This is a genomic window from Marinomonas sp. 63XJN7_9_ISO-PGPR-S23-217 (genome assembly GCF_056173515.1).
In genome coordinates this window covers 3,402,079-3,416,297 of the sequence record NZ_CM149678.1, presented here as the reverse complement: position 1 = coordinate 3,416,297, position 14,219 = coordinate 3,402,079, and the positions used below count along the sequence as shown (strand labels likewise).

13 protein-coding genes are annotated in these 14,219 nt (G+C 44.8%); 9 read left to right on the top strand and 4 right to left on the bottom strand.

Annotation, left to right across the window (positions count from 1 at the left end; genetic code table 11):
- Positions 1-5 precede the first annotated feature (5 nt).
- The 6 genes from nagB to AC0VYI_RS15975 all read left to right on the top strand — a co-directional run bounded on the left by nagB (position 6) and on the right by AC0VYI_RS15975 (position 6,426).
- Positions 6-806: a glucosamine-6-phosphate deaminase gene (nagB, locus tag AC0VYI_RS16000; RefSeq protein WP_475444080.1), complete on the top strand. Its 801-nt coding sequence runs from the start codon at positions 6-8 to the stop codon at positions 804-806.
- A complete protein-coding gene (locus tag AC0VYI_RS15995) occupies positions 803-1,684 on the top strand; it encodes a glucosamine kinase nucleotide-binding domain-containing protein (RefSeq protein ID WP_475444078.1) in 882 nt (293 codons plus the stop codon). Before nagB ends, AC0VYI_RS15995 begins: the two co-directional genes overlap by 4 nt.
- A complete protein-coding gene (nagA, locus tag AC0VYI_RS15990) occupies positions 1,681-2,847 on the top strand; it encodes an N-acetylglucosamine-6-phosphate deacetylase (RefSeq protein WP_475444076.1) in 1,167 nt (388 codons plus the stop codon). Before AC0VYI_RS15995 ends, nagA begins: the two co-directional genes overlap by 4 nt.
- A 463-nt stretch (positions 2,848-3,310) precedes the next feature.
- On the top strand, positions 3,311-4,048 hold the full coding sequence (locus AC0VYI_RS15985; RefSeq protein WP_475444075.1) for a glycosyltransferase family 2 protein: 738 nt from the start codon (positions 3,311-3,313) through the stop codon (positions 4,046-4,048).
- A gap of 3 nt (positions 4,049-4,051) precedes the next feature.
- Positions 4,052-4,720, top strand: a complete 669-nt coding sequence (locus AC0VYI_RS15980) for a TVP38/TMEM64 family protein (RefSeq protein ID WP_475444073.1) — start codon at positions 4,052-4,054, stop codon at positions 4,718-4,720.
- Entirely contained in the window at positions 4,717-6,426 is a 1,710-nt protein-coding gene (locus AC0VYI_RS15975; protein WP_475444071.1) for an ArnT family glycosyltransferase, read from the top strand. The genes AC0VYI_RS15980 and AC0VYI_RS15975 overlap by 4 nt, the downstream gene beginning before the upstream one ends.
- Before the next feature lie 114 nt (positions 6,427-6,540).
- On the opposite strand, the gene AC0VYI_RS15970 is transcribed toward AC0VYI_RS15975, so the two are convergent.
- On the bottom strand, positions 6,541-7,479 hold the full coding sequence (locus tag AC0VYI_RS15970; RefSeq protein ID WP_475444069.1) for a DMT family transporter: 939 nt from the start codon (positions 7,477-7,479) through the stop codon (positions 6,541-6,543).
- A gap of 97 nt (positions 7,480-7,576) precedes the next feature.
- Between AC0VYI_RS15970 and AC0VYI_RS15965 the strand changes: the two genes are divergently transcribed.
- Entirely contained in the window at positions 7,577-8,503 is a 927-nt protein-coding gene (locus AC0VYI_RS15965; protein WP_475444068.1) for a LysR family transcriptional regulator, read from the top strand.
- A 5-nt stretch (positions 8,504-8,508) separates the two neighbouring features.
- Here AC0VYI_RS15965 and AC0VYI_RS15960 read toward each other — a convergent pair whose 3' ends face one another.
- On the bottom strand, positions 8,509-9,420 hold the full coding sequence (locus AC0VYI_RS15960) for a homocysteine S-methyltransferase family protein (RefSeq protein WP_475444066.1): 912 nt from the start codon (positions 9,418-9,420) through the stop codon (positions 8,509-8,511).
- Positions 9,421-9,660: 240 nt separating this feature from the next.
- Between AC0VYI_RS15960 and AC0VYI_RS15955 the strand changes: the two genes are divergently transcribed.
- Together AC0VYI_RS15955 and AC0VYI_RS15950 are read left to right on the top strand one after the other, a co-directional pair.
- Positions 9,661-10,887: a cystathionine gamma-synthase family protein gene (locus AC0VYI_RS15955; RefSeq protein WP_475444064.1), complete on the top strand. Its 1,227-nt coding sequence runs from the start codon at positions 9,661-9,663 to the stop codon at positions 10,885-10,887.
- A 225-nt stretch (positions 10,888-11,112) separates the two neighbouring features.
- Entirely contained in the window at positions 11,113-12,000 is an 888-nt protein-coding gene (locus AC0VYI_RS15950; RefSeq protein ID WP_475444062.1) for a LysR substrate-binding domain-containing protein, read from the top strand.
- Positions 12,001-12,101: 101 nt separating this feature from the next.
- Here the strand turns inward: AC0VYI_RS15950 and trpA are convergent, their stop codons facing one another.
- A complete protein-coding gene (trpA, locus tag AC0VYI_RS15945) occupies positions 12,102-12,887 on the bottom strand; it encodes a tryptophan synthase subunit alpha (RefSeq protein WP_475444060.1) in 786 nt (261 codons plus the stop codon).
- A 2-nt stretch (positions 12,888-12,889) separates the two neighbouring features.
- Positions 12,890-14,146 (bottom strand): tryptophan synthase subunit beta, encoded by a 1,257-nt coding sequence (trpB, locus tag AC0VYI_RS15940; protein WP_475428732.1) that lies wholly within the window; start codon positions 14,144-14,146, stop codon positions 12,890-12,892.
- Between the last annotated feature and the right edge of the window lie 73 nt (positions 14,147-14,219).

Here is a 14,219-nt window from a genome sequence, read left to right as displayed (position 1 = left end):
TTTATATGAGAGTGGTTATTTTGACTACTGCCAATACCGTCGCACGGTACGTAGCCGATCGTGTTGTGGATGTGGTGAATACCAATAAAAATTCCGTATTAGGTTTGGCGACAGGATCGACTCCTATTGCTTTGTATCAGGAGCTTATCGCGCGTTATCAGTCCAATCAGGTGTCTTTTCAGCAAAGTGTGACCTTTAACTTGGATGAGTACATTGGTATTCCTGATACTCATGCACAGAGTTATCGAACCTTTATGAATCATCATTTGTTTGAACAGATTGATATTGAACTGGCGAATACCTATGTTCCCTTAGCGGAAACCACGAATGTCAGCGAGTTACAGCGTAATGCCCATGAGTATGAAGTGAAAATACAAAACGCAGGAGGCATTGATCTACAAATTCTTGGGATAGGTGTAAATGGTCATATTGGTTTTAATGAGCCGACATCCAGTTTTGCCTCTCGTACGCGCATTAAAACCTTGGCAGAGTCCACTGTAGAAGCGAATAAACGCTTTTTTTCTGACGATGAGTTTCAACCCCATCTGGCGCTAACCATGGGGATTGGTACGATTTTGGAAAGCAAAGCCGTCTTGCTGATGGCCACAGGACAAAGCAAAGCGAATTCAGTAAAAGCCATGATTGAAGGGCCATTGAGCGCTATGTGTCCCGCGTCTGCTTTGCAACTGCATGCAGCTGCTACCATTGTATTGGATGAAGAGGCGGCGAGTGAGCTTACTTTAAAAGACTATTACCAATGGTGTGAACAAAAACGTCAACAATTGCACGAGGGAAGTTGGGTATGAGCAGCTTATACATTGGTGTAGATGGCGGGGGCACTTTTTGTCGAGCCCGTTTGGTTGATGGTGATGGCAATGTATTGGGTGAAGCCGTTGGGGGTTCTGGTAATCCAAGAATCGGAATTGAGGCAGCCTGGCAGAATATAATTAATGCCTGTCTTGAAGTGTGTCGCCAAGGCAATATTTCTCCTGAAGCCTACGCAAAAATTACGCTAGGTTTGGGGTTGGCGGGTGCGAATCAACCATTGGAGCAGGAGTTAGTTATTACGCAAAAATCTCCTTTCGGTCAGCGCTATTTATTAACCGATGCTCACGCAGCGTGTTTGGGGGCGTTTAACGGTGGGGATGGCGCTTTATTGATATTGGGCACTGGCAGCTGCGGTGTGGTGTATCAAAACGAAAGGTTCAGCATTGTTGGCGGTTGGGGTTTTCCTTTGTCTGATCAAGGCAGTGGGGCGCGCATTGGTCTTGCTGCCCTGGAGTATTCATTAGCGGCTTTGGATGGCATTTCACCTTCCACACCATTGACTGACAGTATTAATGCTGAATTCGCTTTATCGGCAGAAGGGTATGTGTTGTATCAAAACCGTGCGCCACTGCCGAAAGAATACGGTGCCTTTGCTGTTCAAGTGTTTCAGTTTGCTAAACAAAAAGACCCTATTGCCCTAAAAATTATTCAGCAACAAGTGGAATGGGTTAGCCAGTATTTAGACGCGTTAATCACCAAAGGGGCACAGAAGATCGCCTTGGTTGGAGGTGTGTCAGAGGCTATTTTAGCGTATTTGCCCGAGCGTTTTTTGCCTTACTTTTATCAGCCGCAAGGTGATGCCATGGCTGGTGCTATTTTAATGGCCAAAGCTCAGATAGGAAGGAAAGCAATATGATGGAACATAAGGTAACAGTTCTATTTGCCAAACGATTATTTGATGGGGAAAACTGGCTGACAAATCAACAAGTCACTCTGAAAGGTGATGTGATTGAATCCATTATTACTACGGATGTGCCGTCCTCGGATAAAGTGCAACAAGTGGCGGTATTGGCGCCAGGTTTTATTGATGTACATGTCAATGGAGGAGGAGGAAGCCTTTTTAATCATACGCCGACTCTAGAGGCGTTGGAAAGGATGGTATTGGTTCATGCTCAATTTGGTACCGTTGCGATGATGCCGACTTTGATTTCAGATGATTATGAGATTATGTCTCAGGCGCATCAAACGGTTTGCCTAGCGCTTAAAGAAAAAATGAGTGGTATTCTCGGCCTTCACTATGAAGGGCCTTATCTTAATCCCATTCGCAAAGGAGTGCATAATGAATCTAAATTGCGTAAACCGACAGAAAACAAGCTGTCGTCATTGTTAGAGGTTAGCCAATTTGGCAAATTAATGATGACCTTAGCGCCGGAGCAAGTACCTGATGGGTTTATTGAATGGATTGTGTCCGAAGGGGGGATTGTGTGTATCGGGCATTCAGCGGCCACGTATGATCAGGCGAGGCAGGCAGTAAAAAGCGGAGCACGTGGTTTTACCCATTTGTTTAATGCCATGACGCCGTTAGTGAGTCGTGAACCAGGTGTGGTAGGGGCTGCATTACAAACGGATCTGCTGACTTGGTGTGGGTTGATTGCCGATGGTCATCATGTTCACCCTGCCACTATGCGTGTAGCAATGGCCGCGAAAGGGTGTGAACATATGCTTTTGGTAACCGATGCGATTCAAAGTGTGGGATCTCATGAAAAAGAAATGGCTTTTTTAGGGAAGAAGGTTTTACGTAGCGATGGACGAGTAACGACAGAAGATGGCACGCTAGCGGGCTCGGATTTAGATATGGCAACAGCGGTTCGCAATACGATTTCTTTGATTGGTCGTACACCAACAGAAGCATTACAGATGGCGTCCTTAAGGCCGGCAGAATTTTTAGGCATTGACGATCACTTTGGGCGTATCAAGCCAGGGTTTCGTGCCAGTGTGGTAGCATTGGATGACGATTTCTTTGTTCAGGCCACTTGGATTGATGGTGTGCAGTATGCTGCTATGAATAACGTTGTATAGCTAAATTCAGATATACCCCATGGCGGCAATTAATAGTGAATTTAGAATCATCACTGGTGATCTATTATCCTCTTTTGTTAGCGCCATGTTTTTCTGCTCTCAATAATAAACTATATTTTTTGGTTATATTTATAATAATAAAATATCATATCTTGCCAAAGGTTCTCCGATCTTATTTGTATATAGTTTATTTAAGTTGAAGGAGTATTTTATATAATACTCAATATGCAAATAATATGTAATTAAAAAGTAATTTTCTAACTCTTTTTTTGCATTACAGTGGAACGTTATTCCTATTTGTGAAAAAGCCATAGATTAAGGAAAATATTTGATCTTCGGTCAAGCTTTGTGCTTTTTCACTGTATTCATGGGATCATTAGCCAGTTTTTTTATATTAATAAGTTTAGCTCGGGGGTTTTGTGCGAGCCCCCTAGGCTCATTAAGACTGAATGATGAGGTTGGTATGGTACCGTTTTTGTCCGTTGTATTACCCGCTAAAAATGAGCAGGGTAATATCGGATTATTGATAAGAGAAATATATGCAAGCCTCTCCTCTAAGTATACGTTTGAAATTGTGCTGACAGACGATGGGAGTGACGATAACACTGCACAGGTTGCTATCGATACGGCGAAAGAGATTGGTTGTCACCTGCAAGTGATTTATCACGCCAGAAGCTGTGGTCAGAGCACGGCCGTTTTATCAGCTGTCAAGCACGCAAAGGGTGAGTGGATTATTACTTCTGATGCGGATGGCCAAAATGATCCAAATGACTATCCTAAACTTATTCATCAAGCTGCCCAGTTAAACAGTGAACATTTCTGTGTTGCTGGTTACCGCAAAAAGCGTCTAGATACCGCTTGGGTTCGTTTTCAATCTCGAGTTGCTAATAACATTCGTCAAAAATTACTCAATGATGGGGTGCCAGATTCAGGTTGTGGGCTTAAGTTATTTCCTAAGAAGACCTTTCTAACATTGCCTTACTTTGATCATATGCATCGTTTCCTGCCAGCCTTGATTAAACGGATAGATGGTGAAGTGGTGGTGTGCCAAGTGAACCATCGGGATCGTAACGCGGGGGTTTCTAACTACAATGCATGGAACCGTGCTTGGGTTGGGATTGTCGATATTATGGGCGTTATCTGGTTGAATAAACGAGCCAAACACCCAGTTATTGCCAAGACTTTTTCAAATCAGGACTAATCCATGAAGTGGCTAAAGTGGGTACTTGTCGCTCTGTTAGTGGCTTTGTTATTGACTGGAGGCCTCAACCCCATATTGGAGCATTTATCTGATAAAAACTGGCTGTCCCAGTATTTGCAGCATCATGGTTGGACTGGTCATGCCCTAGTGGCGATTGCGGCGATGCTGTTTGTTGGTTTAGGCGGCCCAAGGCAAGCCGTCGCTTTTATGTTTGGGTACATCTACGGGGTGACTGTGGGTCTTGTAATTGCTATCGGTGTTTGCTTGATGGCTGCTTTAGGGAATTATTTGGCCGCTAGGGTGGTTTTCGCTCATGTGCTTGCACGCCGTTTCCCCCTTCGCATGCATAAGTTTAATCAATTTGCGAGCCGCGCTCCTTTCATGAAAATTCTGACGCTTCGCTTGTTACCCGTCGGGAGTAATCTGGTCACTAATCTATTATCGGGCAGTGTTGGTGTGCCATTGACCGCTTTTTTAGGGGCCAGTGTATTGGGGTATTTTCCGCAAACATTGGTGTTTGCTTTGGTTGGTGGCGGTATTAACGCTGCCAACCAAAGCATGATTTACCTTAGTGTTGGGTTGTCCCTATTAAGTTTTGTGTTAACAGGCTTAATTTACAGAGATCATTTGAAACATAAACTCTCAAAACTGAATGTGGAAAGTAACTTATGATGTCGCCTCAATCGATGCATAACACGGATTATGATTATAAACGAACCTTTTGGTTGTTATTTTTAGTGGCTGCCGTGGTCATTTTAGCCGGAATCGGGTTACGTGATCCCTGGCCAGCCGATGAGCCTCGGTTTGTGGAAGTAGCAAAGGAAATGGTGAACTCTGGCAATTGGTTTTTCCCCATGCGCGGCGGAGAGTTATACCCTGATAAGCCGCCTGTTTTTATGTGGTTGCTGGCATTTTTGTATTGGTTGACTGGCAGCTTAAAGGCGACGTTCCTGATTCCTGATGCGTTGGCGAGTTTAGTCTCTTTGTTTTGCGTCTTTGATATTGCGGCAAAACTTTGGAATGTTAAGACGGCCCGCAATGCTTGTTTGCTGTTGCTTATTACCCCACAATTCATTATCCAATCAAAGTCTGCTCAGATTGATGCCACTGTTGCTTGCTGGATTATGATTGCCATGTATGGCTTGTTACGACACTTTTTTTATCAAGCCAGTTTTAAATGGTATCTAGCAAGCTGGGCTTTTATGGGACTAGGGATTATCACCAAAGGGGTTGGCTTTTTGCCGTTATTCTTGCTTGTTCCTGTATTGTTTTTGCACTTCACAGGGAAACATCGCTTTGAAAAAGCACAGATAAATTGGTCGTTATTAATTGGCCCATTAATGATGCTGTTGGTCGTTGCCGCGTGGTTATTACCTATGCTGTATATTGCTGACCATAGTCATAACCCTGATTTTATTGCCTATCGTGATAATATTTTATTTAAACAGACAGGTCAGCGCTATGCAGACTCTTGGGGCCATATTCAGCCTTGGTATTACTTTTTAGTCGATGTGATTCCTCTGCTTTGGTTTCCGCTCTATACCTTTCTATTTACTAAATCTTTTTGGCGTGAGGTGAAGGTTTCTCCTGTTGTATTCAGTATGTTGCTATGGGTTGTACTAGTGATTGTTTTCTTCAGTATCAGTCCTGGTAAGCGTAATTTATATATTTTGCCTGCATTGCCAGTAATGGCGTTGGTAGTGGGCGTTCATTTTACTAAGACAGGATTACAAACTTGGTTTAAGCGTGTCTTGCAAGTGGGTTTTGTACTGCTTGGTTCGCTTTTTATGGTTGCAGCAGTGATGTGCTTTACTAAGTCTCATGCGGTGACTAAACAAGTGGGAGATCATACTCTTCCATTTGGTATGCTGTTTTTGGCGGCGTCTTTATGCTGGTTTGTTATTTTGTTATGGAAGCGTAATAAAGTCGATCTGAGTGCTTATTGGGCGGCATTTGCGATTACATGGATCTTGTACAGTACGGTAGGATATGTGTTGTTTAATCCGATCAGAACCCCGGCAAAAGGCATTATGGCGGCGGTTGCCCATGATATTGGCCCCAATGGTCAGCTTGGCATGACACGCTTTAAAGAACAGTTTTTGCTCTTCTCGCCGATACCGCTTACTCAATTTAGTTACTTGGCGAGTACTCAAGAGCAAGATAGAAATGCTTGGCTATGGATGAGTGAGAAGGCTGATCGTTATGTGATGACGGCAAGAGACAAGAATATTCAATGTTTTGATTTAAGCAAAGCGAAAGATTTAGGCCGGGCGCACGGTAAGGATTGGATTTTATTGAGTGAAAAAGCGATGACGCCAACCTGTCCAAAACCTAAGGCGATAAAACGCTATTATTTGCCGATGAAAACGTTGTATTAGTTGTCTTTTTGGTAATGTATTGCCAATGATTTGACCATTATCCAATGGCAAACAAAATAAAAAAGTCCCAGTATGATGAAAGTCTTACTGGGACTTTTTTTGCTTAAACGGTATTTATTTTCTTAGAGTTGCCATGATTGTCGCCGCTAAGATACAAACCGCCCCTAGCATTTGTATAGTCCCCAATGACTCACCTAACCAGTAGTAGGCAAATAAAGCGCCAAAAGCTGGCTCAGACCCTGTAAGCAAGGCAACACGTGATGGCGAGGTATGTTTCACGCCAAAGTTTTGTGCAAACAAGGCAAAAACAGTGCAGCACAGCGCGAGATAAAAGGCGGCTAACCAAAAAGCCAGATGAGCTGGAAATAGCTGTTCTATCGGATGGCCTTCGCTAACAAAAATCAATAAAGCCCCTAGGGTAACCACATTGGCTTGGATGCTTGTTGTACTGAGGGCGGATAAAGTTTTTCCTTTTAAGAGCGTCTTGGTGGTGACTACCATGCAGGCACGTAAAAACGCGGCAAGTAGAATAAAACCGTCTCCCTTATTGAGCTCCAAAGAAAGTACATCAAGAGAATGAAAACTAAGTGCTTCTTGGGATGTGTTGGGTGTGGTGAGCAAGAAGACGCCGAATAATGACAGTAGGGCAAATAAGACAATTTTAACGTTGGGTAACCTTCGTTCTGTGATGGCTTCTACAAATGGTGTGATGAGCACGCACAGGCTGATTAAAAACGCCGCTTTTGAGGCGGTGGTATGGAAGACGCCATAGATTTCCGCTAGGAATATACACAGTAAAATGCCTCCTGTGGGTAGGGCGAATTGCCAATCTTTTGCTAACCCTGAACGTAACTCCTTGATAAAAATAGGGGCGAGTAAGATCGAGGTGACGCCAAAACGGATCACAATAAATGCGAGCACGCCAGTATAGACTAAGGCGTCTTTTGTGATGCCATAACTGGTTCCCCAAAAGAAGGCGGTTAATAGAAGCGATAATTCAGCCATGGGAAGTTTTGAAAAAACGGATGAGTTAGTTAACGTTTGTGATGACATGCTTTTTCTCTATAAAAGGGTGAGTGATTCGATAAAGCATGCTAACTTGTGTTTATATGAATGATAATTAGCCAAATAATCACAATACTTATGACTCATGGACACAAATAAACTCATTAGCTTACTGCCAGATATGGCAGCGTTTGTTGCGGTTGTGGAAACGGGAAGCTTTACTAAAGCAGCTGAAAAGCTTGGTATTACCCCTTCAGGGGTCAGTCGTCAGGTGTCCCGAATGGAAACAGCGTTGTCATCGGTACTCATTGAACGTACCACGCGGAGACAAACCACGACCTTGGTCGGGCTTTCTGTCTATGAGCAATGTCGAAATATGCTCGACAGTGCCAAAGAAGCCGTGCTGGCCTCGGAGCAGAATGCCAATGAAGCAAAGGGGAGATTACGCATTGCTGCGCCCAAAGCCTTTGCAAGACAAGTATTAGAGCCTTTTTTATTGGCGTTTACCGAATGCTATCCGTATATTTCGTTGCATGTTCAAGTCACTGATTTACGACTTGATCCAGCTTATCATGAGGTGGATATTGTATTTCGAGTCGCAGAGCAACCTTACGAGCATCTTGTCAGTAAGCAAATTGGCACCATACGTTCTGTATTGTGCGCCAGCCCTAGCTATCTTAGAGTACGCAGCTTGCCGGAATCACCAGAACAATTGGCAGAACATGATTGCTTACCGTTAGGGCTTTTTGACGGCGACAATCAATGGGTTTTGAGTCAGGGTGATAGAAAAGTTTCTATTACGGTGGACGGTCGTTATATCAATAATCACTCTGAGATGCGCTTAGCGGGGGTAAAACGTGGTTTGGGCATTGGTATCTTTCCCGAATTTGTTGTGCAATCCGCTCTAAAGAAGGGCGAAGTGATTGAAGTGTTGCCCAATTGGCAAGTACACAGTGAATTTCAGGGGGGCATTTATATGCAATTTAATGCCATGCGCTTTTTGCCGAATAAAATGCGTGTATTTCTTGACTTTATTGCCAACTGTTTTGCCATGTCCAATGTAGGTAACTAAAGGTGCTAGGAGAGTTCAGTTAGGGACTCTGCAAGCACCTTGATATGTTCTGTGCCTATGCCACAGCACCCCCCGATTAAATTTGCCCCCAAATCTTGCCACTCTTTTGCCCATGTTAAGTAACTGTCAGGTGTTAAATCTTTACGAACTTCATCAAGTCCTTCGTTTGCCGTAGCATTTTTAGGCTGAGGGGCGAAGGCGTTAGCGTATGCACCGATTTGAATGGGGTGATTGGCTGATTGAATGAGTTTGCTGGCAATTCCAATGGCTTCTGAAATAACTTCTGGTTGGCAGCAATTAAAGAGAATCGCATCAACCTTTTGTGCCATCATGGTGTTAACCGCTTCAACAACGGTTTCACCGGAGCGAAGGCGAGGTTGGTCGCATGCTTCGGAATCTTCCAAGGTGAAGGATACCCAATAGGGCTTGTTCTGAAGGTCTATTTTATCTACTAACGCCTTAATGGCCAGAGACTCTGCCAGCAAACTTTGTGTCTCGTTTAACCAAATATCAATGTGAGGTGCTAGGGCGCTGATGATGGGGCTTGCTAGCGTTTCAATCTGGTCTGCTTGATAAAGATCGGCTCGGTAGGAGCCAAAAATAGGTGGAATAGACCCCGCTACTTTCGCGTCTTTTTTACTTTCTTTGACTGCCTCTTTCGCCACAAGAGCACTTCGTGTTACCAGCTCGCTACCATCTTGCTGAAAACGCTCTTCACCAATATGAAAAGGTACCAAGGCGTAGCTGTTGGTTGTGATGACTTGGGATCCAGCTTCAATAAAGGCTTTATGAACTGTTTTCACAATCTCTGGTGTTTCAATCATTGCTAAAGCGGACCACTCGGGTTGCCTAAAAGGGGCGCCATGGCGTTCCAATTCGCGGCTCATACCGCCATCTAAAATGGTTGTAGTCTGCATCGTCTTTAATCCAAGTCATATTTTGATGGGGCTATTCTAGCCATATTTTGTGTTTGAGTGAATGCTATTCATTATAAAATCGCTGTCAATTGTATTAAAACACCTTAAATTGAGAAATAAATGACATCATCAATTAAAAAAACAGGGTCTTAGGCCGTGATTGCATCGATTCTAGAGTGGTGTTCTTTTGGCTATATTGGGTCTTAATAATAGATAACTCTCTAGCGATAAAGGCAACACATGAAGCAAAGTGGACAAGATAAGACGTTACATCAGGCACAACTTGCAACCTTAACCGTGTGGGGTGGTGAAGAATTGGGTCACCCATATAGAGCAACGCAGACGCCGATTGTGGCCAGTGCTGCTCATACGTACGGTGACATTGATGAATGGTACGACGTGGCGTTAGGTCACCAGCCAGGACACATTTATAGCCGCATGAGCAATCCAACGGTGGAAGTGTTGGAGGCGAAATTATGTGTCCTTGAAAAGGCGGAGGCGGCGGTCGCTTTTAGCAGTGGTATGGGGGTGATCAGCAGTGTGCTCTATACCTTCTTATGCCAAGGGCAACGTGTGGTGTCGACAAAAGACAGCTATGGTGGCACCAACAAAATATTTGAGGAGTTTCTACCTCGAATGGGAGTTGAGGTTGTGCTGTGCGATACCTTGGATCATGATGAAATCGAGTGTCAAATTGCCTTAGGGTGTGATCTTTTATATCTAGAAACGCCTACCAATCCCACGCTAAAAATTTTAGATATCCAGCGTTTAGTAAACGCCGCGAAAAAAACCGGTGCGCTGGTTGTTGCCGATAACACCTTCGCTACACCAATCAATCAAAACCCTCTATCTATGGGGGTTGATGTGGTGTTGCACAGTGCCACGAAGTATTTGAGCGGTCACGGTGATGCAATGGGTGGGATTGCTTGTGGTACCAAAAGCTTAATGGATCAGGTGCGTCATTATCGTGAAATCAATGGCGCAGCACTCGACCCGTTTGCGGCGTATTTGATCATTCGCGGCATAAAAACCTTGGCGCTGCGTTTTCGTCAACAACAGCACAGTGCAGGAGTGTTAGCCGAATTTCTACTTACTCAACCATTAGTGGAAAGTGTGAATTATCCCGGGTTGGCAACACACCCGAACCACGCCATTGCCCTGCAGAAAATGCGGGGCTTTGGTGCCATTGTGAGCTTTGTTCTAAAAGGCGGTATGGAGACAGTGAAAGTCTTGTTACCTAAGCTGCAATACGCCCATTGTGCGGGAAATCTTGGGGCGGTTGAGACTATTTACGGCCCCGCTCGTACCACAAGTCATGTGGAAAATACTTTAGAAGAGCGCTTGGCGTTGGGAATATCAGAAGGTTTGGTGCGTATTTCGGTTGGGATAGAAGAGACCGAGGACCTTATTAGTGACCTTAAACAAGCCTTTGAGGCGACTCAAGCTAGCTTGACTAAAACGTGGTGACAATAGCCTCTAGTCAACAGTGGGGAGGGCAAGTGATAAAGCGTTAGCAGGGATTATTAACCGAGAGATCGCCAGCAGAGATCGCGCTAACCAGTATATTATCAAGTCTCGCAGTGATGGCCCTGTTGATTCGTTATGCCGACTTTTTCTTGCAACCCATTTGGGGTGAGGTAACCTAATAGAAAACGTATTTCGATACGGTCTTGAACCTTAAAGAGTCCTCTTATGAGTCGCAAAACCCTACCACCGCTGAATTGGCTACGCACGTTTGAAGTATCGGCACGAAGTTTAAATTTTACTCGTGCCGCCCAAGAGTTGAATCTCACTCAAGGGGCGGTTAGCCAGCAAATTCGTCTGTTAGAAAGTCATTTAGGGGTGGACTTGTTTAAACGCTTGCCTAGGGGGTTGAGCTTGACCGAGGAAGGTCAATCATATCTTCCAGTGGTACAGGATTCGGTGTCACGTCTTGCAGCGGCAACCAGTGAATTATTTAGCAAAGAGGATCGGTCTTTGGTGAAAATTCGCGGTAGCTTGTCTTTTTTGACACTTTGGCTAGCCCCAAAACTCAATGATTTTAAGGTTATGCATCCTAATATTGATTTGCGATATTTGAGCAATCTTTGGGTGCGTGATATGGGGGATGAAGACGAATTGGAAATCCGTTGGGGAAATGGTCATTGGCCAGGACTCTTGTCTCAGCGCTTAACTTGGGACACCTTGTTTCCTGTGTGTTCCCCAAGCCTGATAGAGAAACAGCCTATTGAGTCCATTGCCGATCTAGCGGAGCACACCTTGCTTCACGTAATGGGCTATGAAGAAGGTTGGGGGTATTGGCTTTCTATGGTGAATGAAGTCTCTGTGGATCCTTCGCGAGGTATGCAACTGGATACACTGCTTGCCGCCATCAAAATGGCTGAGGTTGGACTAGGTGTTGGTCTAGCGCGCTCCTCTATGGTCGAAGATGCATTAGCTGACGGTCGCCTAGTTGAATTGTTTGATCAGCGAGTGCCTGCCAGTGAGTCGTTTTATTTGGTGTGTCGCTCGGGTGTTAAGCTTTCCCATGAAGCTTCAGTTTTCTTTGACTGGTTAGGTAATCAAGCGCGTCCTTATTGATAAATGCACTAGGCAAAATCAAAAGAGCCCCAAGTCATCTTTACGAAGACTTGGGGCTCTTTGTTGTGCTTCTTCTGTTAAACTTTTCCTGCAAGCTTTCGTTAAGAGAATAGACTTCTTAGTAGTTTAATGCCAGCTTCTTGTCCACCTTGATTGTAGGCGTCTAGAAGAGCGGAGCCTAAAATAGCAATGTCCGCTTTGCCAAGCAAAGCCTCGATGTGGCTACGTTCACGAAGACCAAATCCAACGCCCATTGGGGCGCTGGCGTGGGCTTTGATATGGGCTAGATACTCATCCATTACCGTTTGTTTGCTTTTAGCTTCATGGCTTGAATGTCCGGTTACGCCAGATCGCGCCACACAATAGAGGAAGCCGGATGCTTGGCTGGCTAACATTTCTAGGCGCGCTTTTGGTGTCACAGGTGTTACTAGCCAAATTGGGTCGATTTGGTTTTCTTTGCAAGCGGCAATATAGTCGGCGGATGCTTCGATCGGCAGATCGGGTAGGATCAAGCCCAGTATATTAATCTCAGCGGCACGCTTCGCCAGTTTTTGCAAACCATAGCGATACATGGGGTTTAAATAGCTCATCAGTACGATACGACTGTCCGGAAAGTCCCGGCTGAGTTTGCCCATATCATCTAAGAAAGTGTCCACATCTAGGTCTTGCTCTAACGCCACATGGCAGGCTTCGACAATACTGGGGCCGTCTGCCACGGGATCAGAGAAAGGGAACTGTACTTCAATAAAATCAACGCCTTCTTCTAAGAGACGTGTCATCCAAGATAGGCTTTCTTGCACTGTCGGATAGCCATACACCACATGAGTCATGGATAAAATCGGCTTCTGCTGGCGTTTTTGGGCGATATAATTCGCTAACTGACTCATGATTAGGCCTCCTCGTCGTTATTCAAATGTTCTTTGTAATCGGCTAGATAATCTTCCAAAAACTCAGGGAAGGTTTGATCGTTCATGGCTTTTGCCACGTTAAAGATATCTTTATCACCACGTCCCGAGAGGTTGATCACAATGCGAGACTCTTTTGGTAAGTTCGCCGCGTCTTTGAATGCGCCAGCCAAAGCGTGCGAGGACTCCAGTGCCGGGATGATGCCTTCTTTTTTCAGTAGCAAAGAGCAAGCATCGATCACTTCATCGTCCATGGCATAAGTCATTTGAATACGGCCAATTTGTGCTAGATGCGCAATGATAGGTGACACGCCCACATAATCTAAGCCTGCGGCAATTGAATGAGTGTCTTGCAACTGACCATTCTTGTCCTGTAAAAACATGGTGGCAAAACCTTGTGCAATGCCTTTTTCACCTAATCCGTTAGAAAGGCGAATGGAGTGTTGCCCCAACTCTAGCCCTTTACCGCCCGCTTCAACGCCAATCATTTCAACGTTCTCTTCTTCCAAGAAAGGAAGGAAAAGTCCACAAGCATTAGAGCCACCGCCGACACACGCATAAAGACGATCTGGATATTGCCCAAACTGTGCTTTGCTCTGTTCTTTTACTTCTTCGCCGATAACAGACTGGAAGAAGGCTACCATCTCAGGAAAAGGGGCACAGCCACAGGTAGTGCCAATCAAGTAGTGGCTGTCTTCATGGCTGGAAGACCAGTCGCGAAGAGCTTCGTCTAAAGCATCACGAAGGGTTTGCGAACCTTCCGCGACGGGCACGACGGTAGCGCCAAGTTGTTTCATCCAAAACACATTAGGATATTGGCGTTTCACGTCTTTCGCACCCATATAAATGGTGCATTCGAGGCCTAAGCGTGCAGCAATTAGTGCCGTTGCAACACCGTGTTGGCCAGCGCCAGTTTCGGCAATCACGCGCTTTTTGCCCATACGTTTAACCAGCAAGGCTTGGCCAATGACGTTGTTCATTTTGTGCGCGCCACTTTGGTTTAAGTCCTCACGCTTTAAGTAAATCTGGGCACCACCAAAATGCTCTGTTAAGTTTTTGCAAAAGGTTAATGGCGTGGGGCGACCAGAGTAGTTCTGCCAAGTCTCTTTTAGTTCAGCGATAAACTCAGGATCGGTTTTGATCTCTTCAAAAGCATGAAGGATTTGTTGCTGACTGGCGTAGAGAATCTCTGGAATATAACTTCCACCGAACTCACCATAGAAACCATTGTTGCTTTGCATTGTGGCGTGCTCCAAATTAATTATTTAACTATACCGTTTAGTTAATTTAATGGTTACATAGACTGACGTCAAG

Bases quoted from the DNA above. Each gene is read 5' to 3' on its own strand.
- nagB (WP_475444080.1), top strand. From the start codon at position 6: ATGAGAGTGGTTATTTTGACTACTGCCAATACCGTCGCACGGTACGTA.
- AC0VYI_RS15995 (WP_475444078.1), top strand. From the start codon at position 803: ATGAGCAGCTTATACATTGGTGTAGATGGCGGGGGCACTTTTTGTCGA.
- nagA (WP_475444076.1), top strand. From the start codon at position 1,681: ATGATGGAACATAAGGTAACAGTTCTATTTGCCAAACGATTATTTGAT.
- AC0VYI_RS15985 (WP_475444075.1), top strand. From the start codon at position 3,311: ATGGTACCGTTTTTGTCCGTTGTATTACCCGCTAAAAATGAGCAGGGT.
- AC0VYI_RS15980 (WP_475444073.1), top strand. From the start codon at position 4,052: ATGAAGTGGCTAAAGTGGGTACTTGTCGCTCTGTTAGTGGCTTTGTTA.
- AC0VYI_RS15975 (WP_475444071.1), top strand. From the start codon at position 4,717: ATGATGTCGCCTCAATCGATGCATAACACGGATTATGATTATAAACGA.
- AC0VYI_RS15970 (WP_475444069.1), bottom strand. From the start codon at position 7,479: ATGTCATCACAAACGTTAACTAACTCATCCGTTTTTTCAAAACTTCCC.
- AC0VYI_RS15965 (WP_475444068.1), top strand. From the start codon at position 7,577: ATGGACACAAATAAACTCATTAGCTTACTGCCAGATATGGCAGCGTTT.
- AC0VYI_RS15960 (WP_475444066.1), bottom strand. From the start codon at position 9,420: ATGCAGACTACAACCATTTTAGATGGCGGTATGAGCCGCGAATTGGAA.
- AC0VYI_RS15955 (WP_475444064.1), top strand. From the start codon at position 9,661: ATGAAGCAAAGTGGACAAGATAAGACGTTACATCAGGCACAACTTGCA.
- AC0VYI_RS15950 (WP_475444062.1), top strand. From the start codon at position 11,113: ATGAGTCGCAAAACCCTACCACCGCTGAATTGGCTACGCACGTTTGAA.
- trpA (WP_475444060.1), bottom strand. From the start codon at position 12,887: ATGAGTCAGTTAGCGAATTATATCGCCCAAAAACGCCAGCAGAAGCCG.
- trpB (WP_475428732.1), bottom strand. From the start codon at position 14,146: ATGCAAAGCAACAATGGTTTCTATGGTGAGTTCGGTGGAAGTTATATT.